Origin of the sequence: Actinotalea alkalitolerans (assembly GCF_023369855.1) — a bacterium.
GTDB lineage: Bacteria > Actinomycetota > Actinomycetes > Actinomycetales > Cellulomonadaceae > Actinotalea.
The window spans coordinates 195,481-216,309 of sequence record NZ_JAMBPP010000005.1; the positions used below are offsets into that span (position 1 = coordinate 195,481).

Consider the following 20,829-nt stretch of genomic DNA (forward strand, 5'->3'; position numbering starts at 1 on the left):
TCCCTGTGCCCGACCCGTCCGTCACCACCGTCCGCCGCTGCCACCGCCGTCCCGAGGAGTCACCGTGAGTGCCGTCCCGTCCGAGCTGAAGTACACCGCCGAGCACGAGTGGCTCACCGACTCCGAGCCCGCCACCGTGGGCATCACCGCGAACGCAGCCGACGCCCTGGGCGACGTCGTGTACCTCGAGCTGCCGGCGGTGGGTGACGCGGTCACCGCGGGTCAGGTGTGCGGGGAGATCGAGTCCACCAAGTCCGTCTCGGAGATCTACTCGCCGGTGAGCGGCACGGTCACGGAGATCAACGGCGGTGCCGTCGACGACCCGTCCCTGGTCAACAGCGACCCGTACGGCGAGGGTTGGCTGTTCCGGGTCGACGTCACGTCGGCGGGCCCGCTGCTCAGCGCCCAGGAGTACAGCGACCTCGTCGGGGGATGAGCCGGCGTCGTCGGGGGGCCGGTGACCGGGTTCGCGCTACGCCGTTCGGGTGAACCTCACGCGAACGGGTGAACGGCACCCGACACAGGCTTGATCGTGAGATCAAGCCTGTGACCTGCGTTAACGCTCACAGACCCGCTCGCCTAGCGAGCCCCTGTCGCGGGCGCAACGCGACGTCGCACGATTCGGGGGTGAAATCCGCGTCATGGCGGGTGAAGTCGACGCTCTCTCCAGGTGTACCCGCACAGCGGCACCCCCCGCCGCCTCTCCTGGAGGTCACCATGACCGTCGACACAGCTTTCCTCCCGACGCAGCGCACCGTCGAGCCGCTGACCCGTCGTGAGCGCGTCATCCTGTCGAACCTCGACGAGGACGTCACCCTCGAGGAGATCGCCAGCAAGCTCTTCGTGACCCGCAACACCGTGAAGTCCCAGGTGCGCAGCGTCTACCGCAAGCTCGGTGTCTCGACCCGCGCTGACGCGGTCGAGTGCGCGCGCCGCATCGGGCTTCGCTGACCCCTGCTTCCCCGCCCCCGTCCCGTGGCGCGCGTCACGCCCGGACGGGTGACCGGCACGGTTCGGCCCGCAGGTCGGGAAGGTATGGTCAGGGTTCGCCGAACCCAGGCCGTCGAGGCCCTCCCGAGGCAGGTGTGCGTGGACCGTCCGGCTGTGCCGCAGTCCTCGGACGAGCACTGGGCACCAGACCACGTGCTCCTGGCGCGCCGGCCGCTGACCTACGCCGGACAGCTGCTCGTGCTGCGTGAGCACGACGGGCGCCCGATCGAGTACGCACCCCTGGCAGGCATGGCTGCCGTGGAGGCGCGGTACCCGGTCTGGGCGCTGGGGCCCTTCGGCTACGTCGAGCCCGAGCGTGACCTCCCCCGGACACCGGCGGTCTTCGCCCTGCTCCAGTCAGGGGTGGTGCGCTACGTGGGCGCGACCCGCGACGTCGCACGCACCTTCAGCTCGCGGCGCGGGCTGGGCACCATCTCCCGGCGGGACTGCCAGCTCTCCCGCCGTGAGGAGCACTGCCGGCTCAACCGGCTCGTCGTGGCCGAGGCCCGTGCGGGGCGCACCGTGGACCTCTACCTGATGGGTGTGGGCAAGCGTGGACCGGCCTCCGCGCGTGGTCTGGAGCAGGCCGAGCAGATCGCCGCGGAGATCCGCGAGAGCGTCACCGGCTCCTGGCACCTCCCCCGCTGAACCCTCGGTTTGGCACAATCGTCGGATGTCCCGTCCTGAGCGTCCTGTGACCGTGGTCGCCGCTGCGCTCGTGGACGACCTCCACGCCCCCCGTCTGCTGCTCGCCGCTCGCCGGCACAAGCCCACCAGGCTCGCGGGTCGGTGGGAGTTCCCCGGCGGCAAGGTCGACCCGGGTGAGACCCCCGAGCGGGCGCTGCACCGCGAGATCGCCGAGGAGCTCGGTGTGCGGATCGCTCTCGGTGACGAGATCACCGCGCCGGGCGGGGGGCCGTGGCCCATCTCGTCGAGGTACGTGCTGCGTGTGTGGACCGCGACCGTCCGTGAGGGCCGGCCCCACCCGCTGGTCGAGCACGACGAGCTGCGCTGGCTGGGGCCGGGGGAGTGGTTCGACGTCGCGTGGCTGGACGCCGACGTCCCGATCGTCGGGGCGCTCCTGGCCGGTCGTCGGTCCCCTGCGGCTGCCCCGCGCGTACCGTCGGAGCATGGCCACGAGCCGGACCCGGTCCACTGAGGAGTCCGTCGGCGACGACACCGTCCGACGGCGGACCGGCCGTCCCCGTGACGAGTGGCACTCGCTGCTCGACGAGGCCGAGGCCTCGGGCTGCGGGCGGGCGACCAGGACGTCGCCGGCACGTGACCGGTGTTGCCGTGCTGCGGTGCCGGGTCCCCGTGCTGCGGGCCGCGCGCGACGGTCCTCAGGGCCCGACGTTGCGGAGCAACCACTCGTGATCGGTGTCGCGGCCCATGGTCGGGTCGGGCACGGCCTCGGCGTCGATCGTGGCGATCGTCTGCTCGACCGGGACCCGCTCGGGCAGCACCCGGTACCGGTCCGCCGAGGCCGTGGGCCCGGGGTCAGTCGGGAGCCCGGTGACCTCTGTCGACCCGATGTCCTCGCTCATGACTGCCACCTCGGCTCGGGCGTCCGCCGGCGGCGTTCGCGTGCGGTCATCATGGCCTTCGCGGCGCCCCGGGGAGAACCCTCAGCCCTGGTCGGCGCCGACCACCGGGCAGCCCGCGAGGTGGTCGTCGACCAGGCCGCAGGCCTGCATGGCCGCGTAGGCGGTGGTCGGGCCGACGAAGCGGAACCCGACCGACCTGAGCTCACGGGCCAGCGCGCGGGACTCCTCGGTCTGGGCGGGCACCTCGGCGAACGTGGTCGCCCGGGGCCGGCGTACCCGGTCGGCGGGGGCGTGGGCCCACACCAGGTCGGTGAGCGTACGGCCCTGGGCGTGCAGGTCGAGCACCGCCCGGGCGTTGGCGACGGTGGCCAGGATCTTCGCGCGGTTCCGCACGATGCCCGCGTCGGCCAGGAGCCGGGCGACGTCGTGGTCCCCGTACTCGGCCACCACGGCCGGCTCGAAGTCCGCGAACGCGGCGCGGAAGGCGGGTCGTTTGCGCAGGATGGTGATCCAGGCGAGCCCGGACTGGAAGGCTTCGAGGCTGAACCGCTCGTACAGCTCACGGTCCCCGCGCACCTCCAGGCCCCACTCGGTGTCGTGGTACTCCTCGTAGAGCGGAGTCCCGTCACCGAAGCAGCGGCCGGTCATGCGTCGCCCCGTCCGTCCTGCGGTGGACGCTGGGCCGCGGCCCGGTCGATCAGCGCCGCGATGCCGTCGAGCAGCAGGTCCAGCCCGATGCTGGTGTCGTAGGGCTCGTCCGGGTCGTCGTCGAAGGCGCCGGACGCGACGGCCGCGACGACGTGCGGGTGGTCGTCGGCGTCGGCCAGGAGGCGCAGGAGCGTGGCGTAGTCGACCAGTGCCGGGTGCTCGGGCGCGCGCGACCCGGTGCGTTCCTGGGCTCGCTCCTGGTCGGCGATCGCTGCCAGCACCTGACCCTCGCTGAGCATGTGCAGGGAGAGGGCCCCGACGACCGAGGTCCTCGTCCCGGGGTCGAGCGGCGTGTCGTCCAGCGCTCTGAGCCCGGCCTCGAGCCAGGCGAGGCTGTGCGGGCCCAGGGGCGGGCTGGCGGTCGCACGGGTGATCCAGGGGTGCGCGGTGAGGGCGGCGATCTGCGCGTGGGCCCAGCCCTCGAGGGCGACCCGCCACTCGGTTCCGGCTGCGTGCGGCGGCGGTGGCCATCCGACGGCGACGTCTGCCATCACCGCGAGCAGCTCGTCCTTGCTCGAGACGTAGCGGTACAGGGCCATCGTGGTCACGCCGAGCGCCGCCGCGACGCGAGCCATCGAGACCGCGGCCAGCCCTTCGGCGTCGGCGAGCGCGATCGCCGCGTCCGCGATCCGGTCCAGGGTCAGCCCTGGTCGTGGCCCGCGTCGTCCGGGCGCCTGGCTGCGCCACAGGACGGCGAGCTCGCGGGGGAGCTCGGCGGTGGTGTCCGGCTCGCTGTCGACGGGCGCGGGCGGGTCGTGCGTGGCCATCGTGCACCTCCGTGGGAAGCCTATCTGTCTACGGGGTAGACAGAACCGTGGACGGCATACACACTGGATGTATGGCGTACACAGAAACAACGTGGGTCGCGCGATGAGCCCCCGCCCCGAGGCAGCGATCCACGCCACCGACCTGCGGATGTCCTACGGCACCACCAGGGTGCTCGAGGGCATCGACCTCGACGTCCGGCCCGGCGAGGTCTTCGCGATGCTCGGGCCCAACGGCGCCGGGAAGACCACCACCATCAGCATCCTCACCACCCTGCTCCGCCCGACCCACGGGTCGGCGACCATCGCCGGGTTCGACGTCGCCCGCGAACCTCGGCGGGTGCGCGAGGTGATCAGCCTGACCGGGCAGTTCGCCGCCGTCGACAGCAAGCTCACCGGCCGCGAGAACCTGCTGCTGATGGCGAGGCTGCACCACCTGCCTCGACGGAGCGTGCGGGGCCGCGCCGACGAGCTGCTCGAGCGCTTCGACCTCGTGGCAGCTGCCGACCGCCTGGTCGGGACCTACTCGGGCGGCATGCGGCGCAGGCTCGACCTGGCGATCAGCCTCGTCGCACGGCCCCAGGTGCTCTTCCTCGACGAACCGACCACCGGCCTGGACCCGCGATCCCGGCAGACCGTGTGGGACCTGGTGCGGGAGGTCGCCGACGACGGGACCACGACCTTCCTGACCACCCAGTACCTCGAGGAAGCAGACCGGCTCGCCGACCGCATCGCCGTCATCGACGAGGGGCGCGTCGTGGCCGAGGGCACGGCGAGCCAGCTCAAGAGCGGGCTCGGGGAGGCCTTCGTCGAGCTCGTCCTGGCGGACGCGACGCAGACCAGGATCCCCACCGACGGCAGCATCGAGCACGTCGGCGAGGTGCTGGCGAACATCCGACGCCAGGGTCTGGACGTGCAGCGCTGGCAGGTGCGTGAGCCCACGCTCGACGAGGTGTTCCTCGCACTCACCGGCCACCGTGCCGCCCCCACCACCGACGTGATCGCCGGGGCACGACGATGAGCGCGACGAACCTGGCCCTGCGGGACACCTCCACGATGATCGGGCGCAGCGTCCGACGCAGCACCCGCGAGATCGACACCCTGCTGCTCTCGATCCTGCTCCCCGTGATGGTCATGGCGTTGTTCGTGTACGTCTTCGGCGGGGCGATCACCCCGGAGGGCGGCTACGTCGACTACGTGGTGCCCGGGGTGATCCTGCTGTGCGCCGGCTACGGCGCTGCGCAGACCGCGGTGGCGGTGGCCGGTGACATGGCCGAGGGCATCGTCGACCGGTTCCGCACGCTGCCGATCCTGCCCTCGTCGGTGCTCGTCGGGCACGTCGTGGCGAGCCTGGCGCGCAACACCGTCTCGACCGTGTGCGTCGTGGGAGTGGCCTACGCGGTCGGGTTCCGGCCGACGGCCGGTTCCCTCGAGTGGCTCGCAGCCGCAGGAGTGGTCCTGCTGTTCGTGCTCGGGTTCTCGTGGCTGTCGGTCTGCGTCGGGCTGGTCGCCGGCAGCGCCGAGTCGGCGAGCGGGTTCACCTTCTTCGTGCTCTTCCTGCCCTACGTCTCGAGCGCCTTCGTGCCGACCGAGACGATGCCTCGGGCGCTCCACGCGTTCGCCGAGCACCAGCCGGTCACGCCGGTCATCGAGACCCTGCGCGGCCTGCTGATGGGGACCCCGAACGACGCGGCCTGGCTTGCCGTGGCCTGGTGCGCAGGTTTGGCGGTGGTCGGTGCGGTCGGGGCCGCGGTCCTCTTCGGCCGGCGGGGACGGGCGCGGTGAGCCGTCAGGGCGGGCCCACCGGCAGGCGCGGTCGGTCGCGGTGCGGACAGGGGTGCGGTGCCCGGCTCAGAGGCCGGTTCGACGGCGCAGGGCGAGCTGGGGAGAGGTGCTCTGCGAGGGAGCGGCGCCGGGGGCGGATGGCTCGACGGGGACGGCCAGCAGGCCTGTGTGGACGGCGCCGAGGACCTCGGGATCCGGTGCGGCGATCGGCGCGCTGAGCGCGGCCCGGGCCTGGGCGACTTCCGTAGTCGTGTCCGTCATGGCCCCAAATGTACGGTGCGACCGGGTGCCCGCGGGAGTCCTTGCCGGGACCGGGGTCGTCCGGCGGGCAGAAATCACCCGTCCAGCGCCGTCCGGATCCGCTTGGCCGAGACCGGGTGCGCCGTCCCGAGCTGCTGGGCGAACAGGCTGACCCGGAGCTCCTCGAGCATCCAGCGGACCTCGGTCAGCCGGGCCCGGCGCGCGGGGTCGTGCGTACCGGCGCGAGCGGCGGCGAGGGCGGTGTCGTAGGCCTCCTCGAGCTCGTGCACCTGCCACGCCAGGCCCTCGTCGCGCTGCGGGCTCTCGGCGGCCTTGGCGAGCCGGTGCCGGGCTGCCCGCAGGTAGCGGACCAGGTGGGGCATCCGGGCGGCGCCCACCTCGAGCACGAACCCGTCGTGGACGAGCCGGACGAGCTGGTCGCGGACGTCGGTCACGGTGTTGAGCAGGGCCATCGTCGCGGAGTCCCGGACGGCGCCCTCGACCTCACGGGCCGCGGCGAGCACGGCGGCGACGTCGGTGGCCACCCGGTGGGTGCGGTCCTCGAGGGCGTCCCGGACGACCGCCCGCAGCGCGGTGTAGGTCTGCTCGTCGCGGACCTCTCCCGCGGCGTGCTCGCTGACCAGGGCGTCGACCGCGGCGCGCTGGAGGTCGAGCACCAGGGAGTCGGTGCTGCGGTACGGGGAGGCGGCGAGGGTCAGCGACTGCGTGCCGGACCAGCGGCTGGTGATCCGGCCCGTGGCCAGGGCGAGCTCGGTCAGCAGCAGCTCGCGGACCCCCTCGGCGTGCCGGCCGGCCTGGGAGGCGTCGGCCAGCACCCGCAGCGAGACGACGGGCCGCGAGGGCCGGCCCTTGGCAGGTGGGGGTCCGGGCTCGACCACCAGGGCCGGGTACCCCTGCACGGTCATCCCCCCGACGGCGGTGGTCACCACCAGCGGGATCCGCCCGTCCTCCAGGTCGGTGGGCCACCCGGTCAGCCCTTCCTGCTCGAGTGCCGTGCCCGCGTTCGTGGCGGCTGCGGCGACCTGCGGCCCGGGTGCGGGGGTCGCGGCCCGGGCAGCCGAGGACCCGGGGCCGACGTCACCCCTCGGCGCGCCCGACAGCACCGCTCCCGCGACCCCTCCCGCCCCGGCCTCACCCGTCTCGCGGACGGCGGCCCGGACGGCGTCGCGCACCGCCGAGCGGACGGCGTTCTGCGACTGCGCCGCGAGCCGTCGCTGCAGGGCGACCAGGTCGGTGCTCTCGTCGAGCAGCACGCTCGAGGGGCCGCGTTCCTCGTGCACCCGGAAGGTCATCCGCAGGTGGGCGGGCAGGCGGTCGTCGGCCCACGCGTCCGAGGGCACCTCGACGTCACGCAGCGCGCGGACCGCGCGGGCGAAGGCGTCGTGGAAGGAGTCGGCCATGTCCGCGGCACGCACGGTGTCCTGCCACCCGGGGAGGTTCGCGCGGATCCAGGCGACGACCTCACGGGCGACGTCGGGGGCCGGGACGAGCTGGACGCGCACCGGCTTGGGCAGGCTGCGGACGGTCGCGGTCACGAGCTCCTCGAGCAGGCCGGGCACCAGCCAGTCGAAGCCCTCGGGGCGCACCCGGTTGAGCACCTGCACGGGGATGTGGACGGTGACGCCGTCGGCCTCCTGCCCGGGCTGGAACTGGTAGGTCAGCGGCAGCTCGAGGTCGCCCTGGGGCCACGCCGTGGGGAACTGCGAGGGGTCGACGTCCGGGGCGTCCTCGGCCACGAGCATGCCCAGGGTGAAGGTCAGCAGGTCGGGCTCTCGGCGCCGTGCAGTCTTCCACCAGGTGTCGAAGTGCCGCGCGGAGACCACGTCGGCCGGCAGGCGCTCGTCGTAGAAGGCGAACAGGGCGTCGTCGTCGACCACCAGGCCACGCCGCCGGGCCCGGTGCTCGATCTGCTCGGCCTCCTCGAGCAGCGCCCGGTTGTCGTGGAAGAAGGCGTGGTGGGTGGTCCACTCGCCCTGCACCAGGGCGTGCCGGATGAACAGCTCGCGGGCGTGCTCGGGGTCGACCTTGGAGAACAGCACCTTGCGCTGGGCGACGATCGGCACGCCGTAGAGCAGCACCTTCTCCAGGGCCGTCGCGGCGCCCTGCTTGGTCGACCACGCCGGCTCGGAGTAGCTGCGGCGCACCAGGTGCGGGGCGAGCTCCTCGGCCCACTCGGGCTGGATGCGCGCCACGTCGCGGGCCCACAGCCGGGAGGTCTCGACCAGCTCACCGGCCATGATCCAGGCCGGTGGTTTCTTCGACAGCGGCGAGCCCGGGAAGATCGCGAACCGCGCGCCCCGCGCCCCCAGGTACTCGTTGCGCGAGACCTTCTTCATCGGCCGGCCGCCCTTGGCCGACGGCGCTCCCCGCCCGCCGACCTTGACCTCGGTGACCTCCTGCATGCCCAGGTGGCTGAGCAGGCCCGCGAGCAGGGCCTGGTGGATCCGGTCGGCGTCCCAGCCCAGACGCAGGTCCACCTTCTCGGGGGCGCCGTCGCGCACCAGCGCCTCGGCGGCGGCCTCCTCGGCGTTGAGCGCGCGGGCCCCGGGCGCGGACCGCCGCACGGTGCCCGACGCCGGCCCGCTCGAGACCGTCGCGCGGGCCGAGGGCGGGCGCACCGTGATCCCGAGCGGCTTGGCCATCTCCTTGAGCTGCGCGACGACGTCCTGCCACTCGCGCAGCCGCAGGTAGTTGAGGTGCTCGGCCCGGCACATGCGGCGGAACGCGCTGCCCGAGAGCTCGCGCTGCTGGTCCTTGATGTGGTGCCACAGGTTCAGGTACGTCAGGAAGTCCGACGTCGGGTCGGCGAAGCGGGCGTGGGACTGGTCGGCCTGGGCGCGCTGCTCGACCGGGCGCTCGCGGGGGTCCTGGATGGACAGCGCCGCGGCGATGACCATCACCTCCCGGGCCACGTCCCGGCGCCCGCCCTCGACGATCATCCGGGCCAGCCGGGGGTCCATCGGCAGCAGCGCGAGCGAGCGGCCGACCTCGGTCAGCCGGGTGCCCTCGGGCCCGGTCTCCAGGGCGCCGAGCTCGGTGAGCAGCTGGACCCCGTCGCGGATCGAGCGCACGTCGGGCGGCTCGACGAACGGGAAGCGGGCGACGTCGTCGGGGGTCTGCGCGACCCCCACGGCGACCATCTGCAGGATCACCGAGGCCAGCGAGGTCCGCAGGATCTCCGGCTCGGTGAACTCGGGGCGTGAGGCGAAGTCCTCCGGCGAGTACAACCGGATGGCGATGCCGTCCGCGACCCGCCCGCACCGCCCGGACCGCTGGTTGGCGCTGGCCTGGCTGATCGGCTCGATCGGCAGCCGCTGCACCTTGGTGGCCTTGGAGAACCGCGAGATCCGGGCGGTGCCGGGGTCGATCACGTAGCGCACGCCCGGCACGGTCAGCGAGGTCTCGGCGACGTTGGTGGCCAGCACCACGCGGCGCGAGCCGTGCTGCTGGAACACCCGGTGCTGCTCGGCGGCCGAGAGTCGCGAGTACAGCGGCAGCAGCTCGACCGACTGCGGGGTCAGCGGCTGCCCAGCACCGACCGCCCGCGCACCGAGGTGCCCGCGCAGGGCCTCCTCGGCGTCGCGGATCTCCCGCTCGCCGGACAGGAACACCAGGATGTCCCCGGGGCCCTCGACGGTCAGCTCGTCGACCGCCTCGCAGATCGCGGTCATCAGGTCGCGCTCCTCGCCGCGCGCCTTCGCCGAACGGGTGTCGAGCTCGTCGTCGGCCGGTGCGGGCTCGGGCGACAGCGGCCGGTAGCGCAGCTCGACCGGGTAGGTGCGTCCGGTGACCTCGACCACCGGGGCCGGCACGCCCTCGGGGTGCTCGGGGGTCGGCGGACCGGCGAAGTGGCGGGCGAACCGCTGGGAGTCGATCGTCGCCGAGGTGATGATCAGCTTGAGGTCGGGGCGCTGGGGCAGCAGCCGGGTCAGGTACCCGAGCAGGAAGTCGATGTTCAGGGACCGCTCGTGCGCCTCGTCGATGATGAGCGTGTCGTAGGCCAGCAGCTGCGGGTCGCGCTGGATCTGCGCGAGCAGGATCCCGTCGGTCATCACCTTGACCAGGGTGTCCTCCGAGGACTGGTCGGTGAACCGCACCTGGTAGCCCACGATGCTGCCCAGCGCCCCCGGACCGCCGGTGATCTCCTCGCTGATCCGCTCGGCCACGGTGCGCGCCGCGATCCGCCGGGGCTGCGTGTGGCCGATCTGCCCGTCGCGCCCACGGCCGAGCTCGAGCACGATCTTGGGCAGCTGCGTCGTCTTCCCCGAGCCGGTCTCCCCGGCCAGTATCACCACCTGGTGGTCACGGATCGCCGCCGAGATCTCCTCACGGCGCGCCGAGACGGGCAGCTGCTCGGGATAGGTGATCGGGGGTACGACCACGGCGTGGCGCGCGGTGGCCCGCCGGGTGCGGCGCGCGGTGTCCCGGGCCGGGGGTCGGGTCACGGGGCTGGCGTCGGTGCCCCCCGCGGCACCGGTGCCCCCCGCGGCACCGGTCGTCGTGCCCGGGGCCTGGTCCGTGCGGGGACCGCGGGGCCTGCCACGGCCGCGGCCGCGCGCGCCGGACCGGCGCCGGGAACCCGACGTCGGCTGCTGGTCCTGCGCTCCGGCACTCACGAGCGACCATTGTCGCCGACGCCGCGGGTGGGCGCTCTCCCTTTCCGGGCCGTCACCCCCGGGCGGCGGGGTGCGTCGCCTGGAGGTGCTCGCGCAGCGACATCGGCCGGCGGCCGGTCACCGCCTCGACGTGGCCGGTGACCGCGGCGAGCTCACCGGTGGCGATGGCCGTGTAGGTCGACACCCACGCGGCGACCTGCCAGTCGGGTGCGCCGTAGTCGGCTCGGGAGTCGAAGGCCTCCTCGAGGGTCTCGTGGTGGTAGGTCAGGGCGCTCCCGGTCACCTCGTTGACCGTCCGGGCGACCTCCGCGAGGGTCAGCGCCTCGGGGCCGGTCAGGTCGTAGGTCACGTCCCGGTGGCGGTCGGGCTCGGCGAGCACCGCGGTCGCCACCCGGGCGACGTCGACTCGGGCGACCGCCCCGACCACCCCGTCACGGGCCGGACCCCGGATCACGCCGTCGGGACCCGCCAGCTCGGGCAGCACGTCGAGGTACAGGCTGTTGCGCAGGAAGGTGTGGTGCACGCCGGTGTCGCGGATGTGCTGCTCGGTCGCCCAGTGGTCACGGGCCAGCAGGAACGTCGCGTCGGGCGCAGCGCCGAGGAACGAGGTGTAGACGACGTGCTCGACACCGGCCTCGGCGGCCGCGTCGAGGAACGCCCGGTGCTGCCGGGCCCGGTCCTCGCTCTCGGCGGCCGAGACCATGAGCAGCAGCCGGACGCCGGTGAGCGCGATGACCGCCGCGGTCCGGTCGTCGTAGGGGGCCTCGAAGACGGTCGCACCGGGCAGGTCGGGGGCGCGGTCGTTCGAGCGCACCAGCAGGCGCTGCTCGACCCCGGTGGCGGCCAGGTCGCGTGCCACGAGCCCTCCCACGTGACCGGTGGCCCCCGTGACGGCGATGGGTGCAGCGGGTCGCGACGTCATCATGGTCCCCTCCTCGGGCGCGGACCGGCCGCGCCGACTCCCCCCGTGATCAGCATCCTGCCCCCGGACCGGGGCATCCGCACCCGCCGCGGGCGCGGGTGCGTGGCGGGGATGGCAGGATTGCCGGGAGTCCGTGCAGGTCCGGAGCCCGCCCGAGAGGGGTCGGAACCGCCCGAGAGGGGTGCGCAGTGAACGGCAACGCCACGTCGGTGCATCGCAACGTCGCGCTGCTGTCCCTCGCGACGACCATGGCGGACCGGGTCACCACCTCGGCGGACATCGACAGCCGGCTGCGTCCGGTGCTCAAGCGGCTGCGGCTGCCCAGCGGTCTGCTCCAGCGTGTCGCAGGGGTTCACGAGCGCCGCAACTGGGCCGACGGCCAGACCTTCGACGGTGCTGCGATCGCCGCAGGGGAGAAGGCCCTCGCCGAGGCCGGGGTGGACCGCAGCGAGATCGGGCTGCTGATCAACACCTCGGTGACCCGCAAGCACCTCGAGCCCTCGGTCGCGGTGCGCATCCACCACGGGCTGGGCCTGCCGTCGTCGGCGATCAACTTCGACCTCGCGAACGCCTGCCTCGGGTTCATCAACGGGATGAGCCTGGCCGCACAGCTCATCGACTCGGGTCAGGTCCGCTACGCGATCATCATCAACGGCGAGGACGCCGACGAGATCCAGGACAACACGATCGACCGGCTGCACCGCGAGGGCATCACCCGCAGCGACTTCATGAGCGAGTTCGCGACCCTGACCCTGGGCTCGGGCGCGGCGGCCGCGGTGCTCGGCCCGGCTGACGCCCATCCCGCGGGCCACCGCATCCTGGGTGGGGTGACCCGTGCGGCCACCCAGTTCAACGAGCTGTGCGTGGGCAGCGTCAGCGGGATGGTCACCGACGCCAAGGCCCTCCTCAAGGGCGGCATGGAGCTCGTGCTGTCCGCCTGGAAGGAGGCCATGGGCGACTGGAGCTGGGGCTCGATGGACCGCTACATCGTCCACCAGGTCTCCGACGTGCACACCGACGCCCTGGTCAAGGCCGTCGGGCTGGACCGCCGCAAGGTCCCGGTGACCTACCCGCACTACGGCAACGTCGGCCCCGCCTCGATCCCCATCACCCTCGCGCAGGAGGCCTCGACCCTCGAGCCGGGGCACCGGGTGCTGCTCATGGGCGTGGGCTCGGGCATCAACACCGCGATGATGGAGATCGCCTGGTGACACCTCGCCTGCCGGGTGCGGCCTGGGCAACGGCGCCGGCCGAGCTGCCCCCGCGCGGGCTGGCGGGCCTGGACCACTCCTTCTCGCGGGTGGTGACCGTCCCGCAGCACGGGGGCGGCGCGACCACCCACAGCTGGCACCTGCTCGACAACCAGGACCATCTGGCCGACCTGGGCGTCGCGCCCGTCGGGACCGTCCTGTGCGTGCACGGCAACCCGACGTGGTCCTACCTGTGGCGTCGGCTGGTCCGCGCCGCGACGGACGCCGCCGCGGCGGGCGGGCCGGCGTGGCGCGTGGTGGCGGTCGACCAGCTCGACATGGGGTTCTCGGCGCGCACCGGTTCCCCCCGCCCGCTCGCACGGCGGATCCGCGACCTCGGCGACCTGACCGACGGCCTGGGGCTGTCGGGCCCGGTGGTGACCCTCGGGCACGACTGGGGCGGGGTGGTGTCCCTCGGCTGGGCCGTGGACCACCCCGAGCTGCTCGCGGGCGTCGCGCTGCTCAACACCGCGGTGCACCAGCCCGAGGACGTCCCGATCCCCGCCCCGCTGCGGGTCGCCCTGCGGCCGGGCGTGCTGGGCCGGGTGACCGTGAGCACCCCGGCGTTCCTCGAGACCACCCTGGCCCTGGCCCGTCCCGCTCTGGACCCGGCGGTCAAGGACGGCTACCGCGCGCCCTACCGTGAGGCCTCCCGCCGGGGTGGCATCGGTGGCTTCGTGGCCGACATCCCCGCCGGTCCCGACCACCCCAGCCACGCCGAGCTGCGACGCGTCGCGCAGGGGGTCCGTGGCCTGGACGTCCCGGCCCTGCTGCTGTGGGGTCCCCGCGACCCGATCTTCGGCGACCGCTACCTCGACGACCTCGTCGACCGGCTGCCCCGCGCCGACGTGCACCGCTTCGAGACCGCGGGCCACCTGGTCGCCGAGGACGTCGACTACGCCACCGCCACCCTCACCTGGCTGCACGAACGGGAGGTGGGCACGACCTCGCAGGTCCTGGCAGGAGGCACCCCCGCAGGTGCGCCGCCCGACGGCGACCCGCCCCCCGCCGTCCCGTACCGGCCCCTCTGGCACCACCTCGAGGCGCAGCACGAGAGCACTGCGACGGCGCTGGTCGAGATGGCACCCCCGTCGGGCCCCGCGCCGCGGGTGGTCAGCTGGCGACTGCTCTCGCGGCGGGTCCACGAGCTCGCGGCCGGTCTGCGCACCATCGGCGTGCGCCCCGGTGACCGGGTCTCGTTGCTCGTGCCGCCCGGGGCGGACCTCACCGCGGTGCTCTACGCGTGCCTGCGGATCGGTGCGGTCGTCGTGGTCGTCGACGCCGGCCTGGGGCTGCGCGGCCTGACCCGTGCCGTCCGGGGCGCGTGGCCCGACCACGTGATCGGTGCCCTGCCGGGCCTGACCGCGGCGCGCGCCCTCGGCTGGCCCGGCCAGCGCATCTCGACCGTCCCGCTGCCCGGCCCCGCTGCGCGGGCGCTGGGAGTCTCGTTCTCGCTGGCGGACCTGTCCGACCTGGGACAGGCGGCGCTGCTGTCGCAGGGTGGTGGGCTGCCCGCCGAGCCGTCGGCGTCCGACACCGCAGCGGTGCTCTTCACCTCGGGGTCGACCGGGCCCGCCAAGGGCGTCGTCTACACCCACGCGCAGCTCGCGGCGGTGTGCGAGGCGCTGTGCGCGCAGTACGAGATCGGGCCCGGGACGGGACTGGTCGCGGGGTTCGCCCCGTTCGCCCTGCTGGCCCCGGCGCTGGGTGCCCGCTCGGTGACCCCCGCGATGGACGTGACCTCACCCAAGACCCTCACCGCCTCGTCGGTGGCGGCTGCGGCGGCCGCGGTCGACGCCACGGTGCTGTTCCTGTCGCCGGCAGCCCTGGCCAACGTGGTCGCCACGGCCGGGGCGCTCACCCGGGCCGACCACGAGGCGCTCGCGGGGGTGCGCACCTTCCTGTCCGCGGGCGCCCCGGTGCCCGAGCGGCTGCTCGCCGAGGCCGCCCGGCTGATGCCGTACGCCGAGCCGCACACCCCCTACGGCATGACCGAGGGGCTGCTGATGACCGACATCACCCTCGCCGGCATCCGCGCGGCCACCACGGGACCCGGGTCGGACGACGGTCCGGGCGGGGTGTGCGTGGGTGTGCCCACCGCGACCACCCGGGTCCGGGTCAGCGCCCTGGACGGGCAGGGGCGTGCGGTCGGCGCTCCCGGCACGACCCCGCACGTGACGGGGGAGATCGTCGTCTCCGCCCCGCACCTCAAGGACCACTACGACCGGCTGCACCTGACCGACCGGGTCAGCCGGCACGGCCTGGCCGGTGATCGTTGGCACCGCACCGGTGACGTCGGCCACCTCGACGACCACGGACGTCTGTGGGTCGAGGGACGTCTCGCGCACGTGATGGTCACGGCCGACGGCGTGGTGACCCCCGTCGGTCTCGAGCAGCGCGTGGAGACCGTGCCCGGGGTGGTGCGGGCCGCCGTCGTCGGTGTCGGGCCCCGGGGCACCCAGCAGCTCGTCGTCGTGGCCGAGACGGACCCGGTGGCGCGGCGGGTCGCGCTCGCGGTCCCCTCGGTGGCCTCGGCGGTCCGGGCTGCTGCGGGCGCCCCGGTCGCGGCGGTGCTCGTGGTGCCCCGGTTGCCCACGGACGTGCGGCACAACTCCAAGATCGACCGGGCGCACCTGTCGGGGTGGGCCGGGCAGGTCCTGGCCGGCGGTCGGGTGCGGCAGCCGTGAGGGTCCTGGTCACCGGTGCGAGCGGCCTGCTCGGGAGGGCCGTGGTCGAGCAGGTGCGTGGGGCCGGGCACGAGGTCCGCACGTTCCAGCGTCGCCCGAGCGGGCTCCGGGGGGTCCAGGACGTCCGGGGGTCGATCACCGTGCCGGCCGACGTCGAGCGTGCGGTGGTGGGCACCGACGCCGTGGTGCACCTCGCGGCGAAGGTCTCGCTCGCGGGGGACCCCGCCGACTTCGCCCGGGTCAACGTCGGCGGCACGGCCAACCTGCTCGCCGCGGCCCTGCGGCACGACGTCGCACGGTTCGTCCAGGTCTCCTCGCCGTCGGTGGCCCACACGGGGCTGTCGATCATGGGGGACGGTGCGCTCCCGGCTGACCCGGTGCACGCCCGGGGCGACTACGCGCGCTCCAAGGCCGAGGCCGAGCTGCTGGCCCTGGGGGCCGACTCCGCCTCGCTGCCGGTCGTCGCGGTGCGCCCGCACATCGTGTGGGGCCCGGGGGACACCCAGCTCGTGGCCCGGATCGTCGAGCGGGCGCGTGCGGGCCGGCTGCCGCTGCTCGGCCACGGGACGGCGCTGATCGACACCACCTACGTCGACAACGCGGCGTCGGCGATCGCCGCGGCCCTCGAGCGGCTGGGCGAGACCGATGCTGACGGCCGACCGGGGGGCGCGGTCCACGGACGGGCCTACGTGGTCACCAACGGTGAGCCGCGGCCGGTTGCCGAGATGATCGCCGGGATCTGCGCCGCGATGGGGGTTCCCGCGCCCCGGTGGCGGGTCCCGGCCGCGCTCGCGCGGGGTGCGGGTGGCGCGGTCGAGACCCTCTGGAGGCTGCGGCCCGGTGCGGACGAGCCGCCGATGACCCGCTTCCTGGCCGAGCAGCTCTCGACCGCGCACTGGTTCGACCAGCGACGCACGCGGGCCGACCTGCGCTGGCAGCCCACCGTCAGCCTCGACGACGGCCTGGCTCGGCTCGCCGCGAGCGCCCGCGGCTGAGCACGGCCGCGTCGGCGGGCACGCGGCCGGTGTGCTCAGTCAGGTGCGGGCTCGACGCCCCGTCGTCGCCGCGACCAGGCCACGACCGCCAGTGCGCCCACGGTCGTCGCCACCGGGAGCAGGGTCATCATCGTGGGCAGCTGCCACAGCGCGGGGACGATGGCGTCCCGAGAGGCGGCGCCGAGCTCGACGGTGCACGACGTGGTCCACCTGTCGATCTCCTCGCAGCGGCCCGGCCCCAGCACGACGTGGAACCCGCTCCGCGTCGAGACGAGCATCATCAGCGCCGCGGTCACCAGGGCAGGGACGAGACGTGCCCGGCGGGCCAGCGCCGCGGTGCCGGCACCCGCCACCGCCGCGGCGACGAGCGTGCCGATCCCGATCACGACGGTGTCCGCGACGATGTCGGTCACCGAGGGAAGGGAGGGGTGCAAGGCGTCGTAGGACATGACGTCCGTGCCGAACGGAGCGGGGACGAGCGCGGTCAGCAGCGTCCAGGCCACGAACCCGGTCAGCCCGAGCAGCCACATGAGCGGACGGTGCACCAGGCCGTGCCACGCCAGCACCGGCACGGCCAGCAGCGCCTGGCGTCGCCACCAGTGCCGGGCCGCGCGCTCCCCCTGCGCGCTCGCGACCCCGGCACGACCCTCGGTGAGGTCCCCGAGGAGCGCGTCCTGGTCGGACGCGAGGCCCGCGACGACCAGCTCGAGCGCCTGGTCGGTCGCGCCGGTACGACCGGCGGAGTCCGCGGGGGTGGTCGCGTGCCCCACGTCGTGGGCCCGGGCGCTCATGCCTGACCCCACAGGGGTGCGCTGCCCCACCGTCGGTCGGCGCACTCGCGCTCAGCCGCGAGCAGCTCTTTCGCGGCCGCCGTGAGGCGGTACTCCCGCCGTGAGCGGCCGCCGCGCACCGGCAGGGGTTCGGTGGCGTGCGACGTCAGCAGGCCCTTGGCCTCGAGCCGCGAGAGCGTCGTGTAGGCCGCCCCGACCGACATCTCACGTCCCCGTGCTCTGCTGACCTCCTCGCGCACGAGCAGCCCGTACGCCGCGCCGTCGTGCCGGGCGACCGCGAGCAGCACGTCGACCTCCAGACCGCCGGGTGCCCTCATGTCTCCCACTGTGTAGAACAAATGGTCCGGCGTCAAGCACCCGTGCCTGCAGCCGACCCTCGGCGGGGCACGTCCTTCAGAGCGCCAGCGTCCGGGCGAGCCAGTCCAGGGCCCACTGGGCCACGTTCTCGGTGTCCTGCATCAGGGCGTGGTCCGCGCCGCGGACGATCTCCAGGCGCGACCCCTCGGGGAGCAGCGGCAGGCCGACGCGCGACCGGGTCAGCAGCTCGTTCTCCTCGCCGTCGACCAGGGCGCCCCCGTGGACGAGGAGCACCGGGCAGGTGACCGCCCCCAGCAGCGCCGCCTGCCCGACGTCGGAGAAGTCCGCGAGGGTCTGGGTGCTGATGACGTTGTGCTCACGGGCGGTCGGCCCGTCGTCGAGCACCCGGGTGCGGCCGGTGCGCAGCAGCTCGGTCCAGTGATCGGGGCCCAGCACCTCGCGCCAGGGGTGGTTGATCGGTCCGGTGATCGCCCCGGTGAGGACCATCGCCACGACGTGCGCGGAGTGGGTGCGCAGGCAGACCAGCGAGCCGAGGCTGTGCCCGTGCAGCACCACCAGCCCGAAGCCCGCCTGCACCACGTGACCGATGGCCGCGTGCAGGTCCTCGACCTCGTGGGCGACCGTCACCACGTCGTCGTCGGAGGAGCCGCAGCCCGAGAAGTCGAAGGTCAACGTCGCGTGGCCGGCCTCGCGGTAGGCGGCCGCGAGGCGGTCGTTGCGACCGCGCGAGGACCGCTCGCCCAGGAACCCGTGGGCGAACACCACGGCGAGCCCCGAGGGCGGCTCGAGGGTCGGGGGCGTGAAGGTGCCCGACAGGTGCACGCCACGGGGCGTCGCGATCACGACCTCAGGCATGACCCCACGCTAGGGCGCTGCGATGTCGCGCGCATGAACGCCACGTTCCAACCGCAGCGCCGGGGTGCTACCCACCCACCCCACCTCGCTCACGCGAAGTCGCACCTTCGCACCGAGGACGCACTGGCGAACGTGCGTCCTGCGTGCAGATGTGCGACCTCGACGGAGCCGCGTGAACCGGGGGCGGAGGTGCACCGGACTCGTGAGGGCGATGCTGCCTCCGTGGTGGGCTGTGGGGCGAAGGACGAAGGTCCTGTACGCGTCGCTGCTCGCAGGTGAACGGTGAGAGGACAGCAGGACCGCCGTCGGCACGACCCTCCCGTCCCGCCTGGCCGTGCCCAGGGCGAACCCGGGAGGAGAACGGCCATGACCGCACCCGTCGTCGTCGGGGTCGAAGGCACCCCGTCGAGCCATGACGCCCTCGTCTGGGCCGCGCTCGCAGCGCGCGCCCGGCACTGCCCCCTGGAGATCGTCAACGCGGTCGGGGTCCCCTACGCGGACTACGACGTGTCGTTCGACGAGGCCGTCGAGCAGCACGCGAGGAGCCTGCTGCGCACCGAGGCCGAGCGGGCCCTCGAGGCCGCACCGGGTCTCGAGGTCCGGACCGAGGTGGACCGTGAGACCCCCGCCCGCGCCCTGACCGCCAGGTCGGAGACTGCCGCCCTGGTCGTGGTCGGCTCCCACCGGATGAGCCTGGCCGAGCGGGTGCTCTCCGGCTCGCGCTCGTACCAGGTGGCCGCCGGTTCACGGTGCCCGGTCGCTGTCGTGCCGGCCCTGCCAGGACCCGGGACGAGTGGCGTCGTCGTGGGTGTGGACGGGTCGCCGGACGGCGTGGCGGCCGTGGCGCTCGCCGCCGCCGAGGCCGACCGGACCGGGACCGACCTGCACGTCGTGCGCGCCTGGCAGGAACCCGCGGTCTACGTCTCGGCCGAGTACCTCGTCGGGGGCTTCGACGAGCAGCTCGCCGAGAACGAGCGGATGCTGATCGGCGAGAGCGTCGCCGGCCTGGCCGAGAAGTACCCCGACCTGGTGGTCCACCAGCACCTGGTCCGGGAGCAGCCGGCCACGGCACTGCTCGCCGCGGCCGCCGACGCCCGGCTCCTGGTGGTCGGCTCGCGCGGGCGGCACGGGGTGGTGCGGATGCTCCTGGGGTCGGTGAGCCACACGGTCGTGATCCACGCGCCGTGCCCGGTGCTGGTCGTTCGCACGAGCTGAGATCACGCGGATGGTCGGCGGGCCCGGCGCCCGCCGACCGTCTCGCGCAGTGGCGATGTCGGCGGACGGTGTGAGGATGTCTCCTGTGAATGATCAGGACGGCGTCCTCGACGGCGAGGCGCGGGCCGTCGCGGCCCTCGACGCGAGCGGGCTGCGCTACCGGCTCGTCCGGCACGGACCGGTCCGGACCCTCCAGGAGGCGGCCGCGGCCCGCAAGCTGACCCCGTCGCAGGTGGTCAAGACCCTGGTGGTCCGCCGCGGGGAGGACGACTACCTGTTCGTCCTGGTCCCCGGCGGGCGCACCATCTCCTGGCCCAAGCTCCGTGAGGTGCTCGGCGTCTCGCGGCTCTCGATGCCCGACGCCGCGGTCGCCCTGGCCGTGACCGGCTACGAGCGGGGCACCATCACCCCTTTCGGAGCCGCCCACGCCTGGCCGGTCGTCGCCGACGCCCGCGTGGCCGGCCGAGCGATGTCGATCGGGGCGGGGGCGCACGGGACGTCCGCAACGGTGGACGGCAGCCGCATGGTGCTGGCCCTGGGCGCGACCGTCGCGGACGTCACCGACGAGGAGCCGTCCGAACCGACCGCCTGACGCCACCGGCGGATCCCGCCACCGTGGAACACCACGAGGCGCTCGGACGTCCTACCCAGGGGGCGTTCGGCCCACCGACGATGAGAGGTGCTGTGACGCACGACGACGATCTGCCTGACGACGGCAACCGGGGTGCCGACGGCATCTCGGTGGCCGACGAGGGCGACGGCACCCTGGTGACCCTCTGGGGCGAGGTCGACGCCTCGCTGCGCGAGCAGGCCAGCGCCTCGATGATCGAGGTGGCCCGCCGCGGCGGGCCGGTCGTCATCGACGCCTCGCGGGTGCGTTTCATCGACTCGACCGGGATCGCCTTCGTGATCCAGCTGCACCGCCTGGGCGACGAGGGTGCGCAGCTGTGCACCCTGCGCAACCCGCCCCACCACGTGCTCGACCTGCTCGAGATGGTCGGGCTCCAGGGTCACCTCCGCATCGAGCGGACCGACGAGGCCCTGGCGGCGTCCAGCGGCCCGGCGACCGGCCGCTCCGCGTCCGGCGACGCAGCCCTGGCCGACCTGGCACCGACAGTGGCCTAG

General features: G+C 74.1%; 21 protein-coding genes. 12 read left to right on the forward strand and 9 right to left on the reverse strand.

The features are described from left to right. The first annotated feature begins 64 nt into the window (after window positions 1-64). The 4 genes from gcvH to M1R94_RS07910 all read left to right on the forward strand — a co-directional run bounded on the left by gcvH (window position 65) and on the right by M1R94_RS07910 (window position 2,149). Window positions 65-436, forward strand: coding sequence for a glycine cleavage system protein GcvH (gene gcvH / locus M1R94_RS07895; protein WP_249381122.1), 372 nt, complete (start codon window positions 65-67; stop codon window positions 434-436). Between the two features lie 281 nt (window positions 437-717). Beyond that, a complete protein-coding gene (locus M1R94_RS07900) occupies window positions 718-951 on the forward strand; it encodes a LuxR C-terminal-related transcriptional regulator (protein WP_249381123.1) in 234 nt (77 codons plus the stop codon). A gap of 153 nt (window positions 952-1,104) precedes the next feature. Continuing rightward, entirely contained in the window at window positions 1,105-1,638 is a 534-nt protein-coding gene (locus tag M1R94_RS07905) for a GIY-YIG nuclease family protein (RefSeq protein ID WP_249381124.1), read from the forward strand. Between the two features lie 25 nt (window positions 1,639-1,663). Further along, complete coding sequence (locus M1R94_RS07910) at window positions 1,664-2,149, forward strand: (deoxy)nucleoside triphosphate pyrophosphohydrolase (protein WP_249381125.1); 486 nt, start codon at window positions 1,664-1,666, stop codon at window positions 2,147-2,149. A gap of 184 nt (window positions 2,150-2,333) precedes the next feature. Here M1R94_RS07910 and M1R94_RS07915 read toward each other — a convergent pair whose 3' ends face one another. From M1R94_RS07915 to M1R94_RS07925, 3 genes are all read right to left on the reverse strand, one after another. Next, window positions 2,334-2,537, reverse strand: a complete 204-nt coding sequence (locus M1R94_RS07915; RefSeq protein WP_249381126.1) for a heme biosynthesis protein HemY — start codon at window positions 2,535-2,537, stop codon at window positions 2,334-2,336. Window positions 2,538-2,618: 81 nt separating this feature from the next. Then, window positions 2,619-3,185: a DNA-3-methyladenine glycosylase I gene (locus tag M1R94_RS07920; RefSeq protein WP_249381127.1), complete on the reverse strand. Its 567-nt coding sequence runs from the start codon at window positions 3,183-3,185 to the stop codon at window positions 2,619-2,621. Further along, a complete protein-coding gene (locus M1R94_RS07925) occupies window positions 3,182-4,012 on the reverse strand; it encodes a TetR/AcrR family transcriptional regulator (protein WP_249381128.1) in 831 nt (276 codons plus the stop codon). Before M1R94_RS07925 ends, M1R94_RS07920 begins: the two co-directional genes overlap by 4 nt. A 103-nt stretch (window positions 4,013-4,115) precedes the next feature. On the opposite strand from M1R94_RS07925, the gene M1R94_RS07930 reads away from it, so the two are divergent. Both M1R94_RS07930 and M1R94_RS07935 read left to right on the forward strand, forming a co-directional pair. Then, window positions 4,116-5,030, forward strand: coding sequence for an ATP-binding cassette domain-containing protein (locus M1R94_RS07930; protein WP_249381129.1), 915 nt, complete (start codon window positions 4,116-4,118; stop codon window positions 5,028-5,030). Next, on the forward strand, window positions 5,027-5,794 hold the full coding sequence (locus M1R94_RS07935) for an ABC transporter permease (RefSeq protein ID WP_249381130.1): 768 nt from the start codon (window positions 5,027-5,029) through the stop codon (window positions 5,792-5,794). The genes M1R94_RS07930 and M1R94_RS07935 overlap by 4 nt, the downstream gene beginning before the upstream one ends. 66 nt (window positions 5,795-5,860) lie before the next feature. Here the strand turns inward: M1R94_RS07935 and M1R94_RS07940 are convergent, their stop codons facing one another. The 3 genes from M1R94_RS07940 to M1R94_RS07950 all read right to left on the reverse strand — a co-directional run bounded on the left by M1R94_RS07940 (window position 5,861) and on the right by M1R94_RS07950 (window position 11,593). Continuing rightward, complete coding sequence (locus M1R94_RS07940) at window positions 5,861-6,055, reverse strand: hypothetical protein (protein WP_249381131.1); 195 nt, start codon at window positions 6,053-6,055, stop codon at window positions 5,861-5,863. Between the two features lie 74 nt (window positions 6,056-6,129). Continuing rightward, window positions 6,130-10,500 carry an ATP-dependent RNA helicase HrpA gene (hrpA, locus tag M1R94_RS07945; protein ID WP_374109445.1) on the reverse strand — a complete coding sequence of 1,457 codons (4,371 nt, stop codon included), beginning with the start codon at window positions 10,498-10,500 and terminating at the stop codon, window positions 6,130-6,132. 223 nt (window positions 10,501-10,723) lie between these two features. Then, on the reverse strand, window positions 10,724-11,593 hold the full coding sequence (locus tag M1R94_RS07950) for an SDR family oxidoreductase (RefSeq protein WP_249381260.1): 870 nt from the start codon (window positions 11,591-11,593) through the stop codon (window positions 10,724-10,726). Between the two features lie 188 nt (window positions 11,594-11,781). Between M1R94_RS07950 and M1R94_RS07955 the strand changes: the two genes are divergently transcribed. From M1R94_RS07955 to M1R94_RS07965, 3 genes are read left to right on the forward strand one after another with little or no spacing between them, the layout of a single operon-like run. After that, entirely contained in the window at window positions 11,782-12,804 is a 1,023-nt protein-coding gene (locus tag M1R94_RS07955) for a 3-oxoacyl-ACP synthase III (protein WP_249381132.1), read from the forward strand. Beyond that, on the forward strand, window positions 12,801-15,530 hold the full coding sequence (locus M1R94_RS07960) for an alpha/beta fold hydrolase (RefSeq protein WP_249381133.1): 2,730 nt from the start codon (window positions 12,801-12,803) through the stop codon (window positions 15,528-15,530). Before M1R94_RS07955 ends, M1R94_RS07960 begins: the two co-directional genes overlap by 4 nt. Then, window positions 15,527-16,525, forward strand: a complete 999-nt coding sequence (locus M1R94_RS07965; protein ID WP_249381134.1) for an NAD-dependent epimerase/dehydratase family protein — start codon at window positions 15,527-15,529, stop codon at window positions 16,523-16,525. The genes M1R94_RS07960 and M1R94_RS07965 overlap by 4 nt, the downstream gene beginning before the upstream one ends. A gap of 35 nt (window positions 16,526-16,560) precedes the next feature. Here the strand turns inward: M1R94_RS07965 and M1R94_RS07970 are convergent, their stop codons facing one another. The 3 genes from M1R94_RS07970 to M1R94_RS07980 form a co-directional block, all read right to left on the reverse strand. Then, window positions 16,561-17,316, reverse strand: coding sequence for a hypothetical protein (locus M1R94_RS07970; RefSeq protein ID WP_249381135.1), 756 nt, complete (start codon window positions 17,314-17,316; stop codon window positions 16,561-16,563). Further along, window positions 17,313-17,633 (reverse strand): PadR family transcriptional regulator, encoded by a 321-nt coding sequence (locus M1R94_RS07975; protein ID WP_249381136.1) that lies wholly within the window; start codon window positions 17,631-17,633, stop codon window positions 17,313-17,315. The genes M1R94_RS07970 and M1R94_RS07975 overlap by 4 nt, the downstream gene beginning before the upstream one ends. A gap of 76 nt (window positions 17,634-17,709) precedes the next feature. Next, entirely contained in the window at window positions 17,710-18,489 is a 780-nt protein-coding gene (locus M1R94_RS07980; protein WP_249381137.1) for an alpha/beta hydrolase, read from the reverse strand. Between the two features lie 366 nt (window positions 18,490-18,855). On the opposite strand from M1R94_RS07980, the gene M1R94_RS07985 reads away from it, so the two are divergent. The 3 genes from M1R94_RS07985 (at window position 18,856) to M1R94_RS07995 (ending at window position 20,829) form a co-directional block, all read left to right on the forward strand. Further along, window positions 18,856-19,704 (forward strand): universal stress protein, encoded by an 849-nt coding sequence (locus M1R94_RS07985; RefSeq protein WP_249381138.1) that lies wholly within the window; start codon window positions 18,856-18,858, stop codon window positions 19,702-19,704. A gap of 76 nt (window positions 19,705-19,780) precedes the next feature. Then, a complete protein-coding gene (locus tag M1R94_RS07990; RefSeq protein ID WP_374109446.1) occupies window positions 19,781-20,296 on the forward strand; it encodes an aminoacyl-tRNA deacylase in 516 nt (171 codons plus the stop codon). Window positions 20,297-20,388: 92 nt separating this feature from the next. Continuing rightward, window positions 20,389-20,829 carry an STAS domain-containing protein gene (locus M1R94_RS07995; protein WP_249381140.1) on the forward strand — a complete coding sequence of 147 codons (441 nt, stop codon included), beginning with the start codon at window positions 20,389-20,391 and terminating at the stop codon, window positions 20,827-20,829.

Coding starts and splice junctions, on each gene's coding strand:
- M1R94_RS07900 (WP_249381123.1), top strand. CDS start 718: ATGACCGTCGACACAGCTTTCCTCCCGACGCAGCGCACCGTCGAGCCG.
- M1R94_RS07910 (WP_249381125.1), top strand. CDS start 1,664: ATGTCCCGTCCTGAGCGTCCTGTGACCGTGGTCGCCGCTGCGCTCGTG.
- M1R94_RS07915 (WP_249381126.1), bottom strand. CDS start 2,537: ATGAGCGAGGACATCGGGTCGACAGAGGTCACCGGGCTCCCGACTGAC.
- M1R94_RS07920 (WP_249381127.1), bottom strand. CDS start 3,185: ATGACCGGCCGCTGCTTCGGTGACGGGACTCCGCTCTACGAGGAGTAC.
- M1R94_RS07925 (WP_249381128.1), bottom strand. CDS start 4,012: ATGGCCACGCACGACCCGCCCGCGCCCGTCGACAGCGAGCCGGACACC.
- M1R94_RS07930 (WP_249381129.1), top strand. CDS start 4,116: ATGAGCCCCCGCCCCGAGGCAGCGATCCACGCCACCGACCTGCGGATG.
- M1R94_RS07935 (WP_249381130.1), top strand. CDS start 5,027: ATGAGCGCGACGAACCTGGCCCTGCGGGACACCTCCACGATGATCGGG.
- M1R94_RS07940 (WP_249381131.1), bottom strand. CDS start 6,055: ATGACGGACACGACTACGGAAGTCGCCCAGGCCCGGGCCGCGCTCAGC.
- M1R94_RS07950 (WP_249381260.1), bottom strand. CDS start 11,593: ATGACGTCGCGACCCGCTGCACCCATCGCCGTCACGGGGGCCACCGGT.
- M1R94_RS07970 (WP_249381135.1), bottom strand. CDS start 17,316: ATGAGCGCCCGGGCCCACGACGTGGGGCACGCGACCACCCCCGCGGAC.
- M1R94_RS07975 (WP_249381136.1), bottom strand. CDS start 17,633: ATGAGGGCACCCGGCGGTCTGGAGGTCGACGTGCTGCTCGCGGTCGCC.
- M1R94_RS07980 (WP_249381137.1), bottom strand. CDS start 18,489: ATGCCTGAGGTCGTGATCGCGACGCCCCGTGGCGTGCACCTGTCGGGC.
- M1R94_RS07985 (WP_249381138.1), top strand. CDS start 18,856: ATGACCGCACCCGTCGTCGTCGGGGTCGAAGGCACCCCGTCGAGCCAT.
- M1R94_RS07990 (WP_374109446.1), top strand. CDS start 19,781: ATGTCTCCTGTGAATGATCAGGACGGCGTCCTCGACGGCGAGGCGCGG.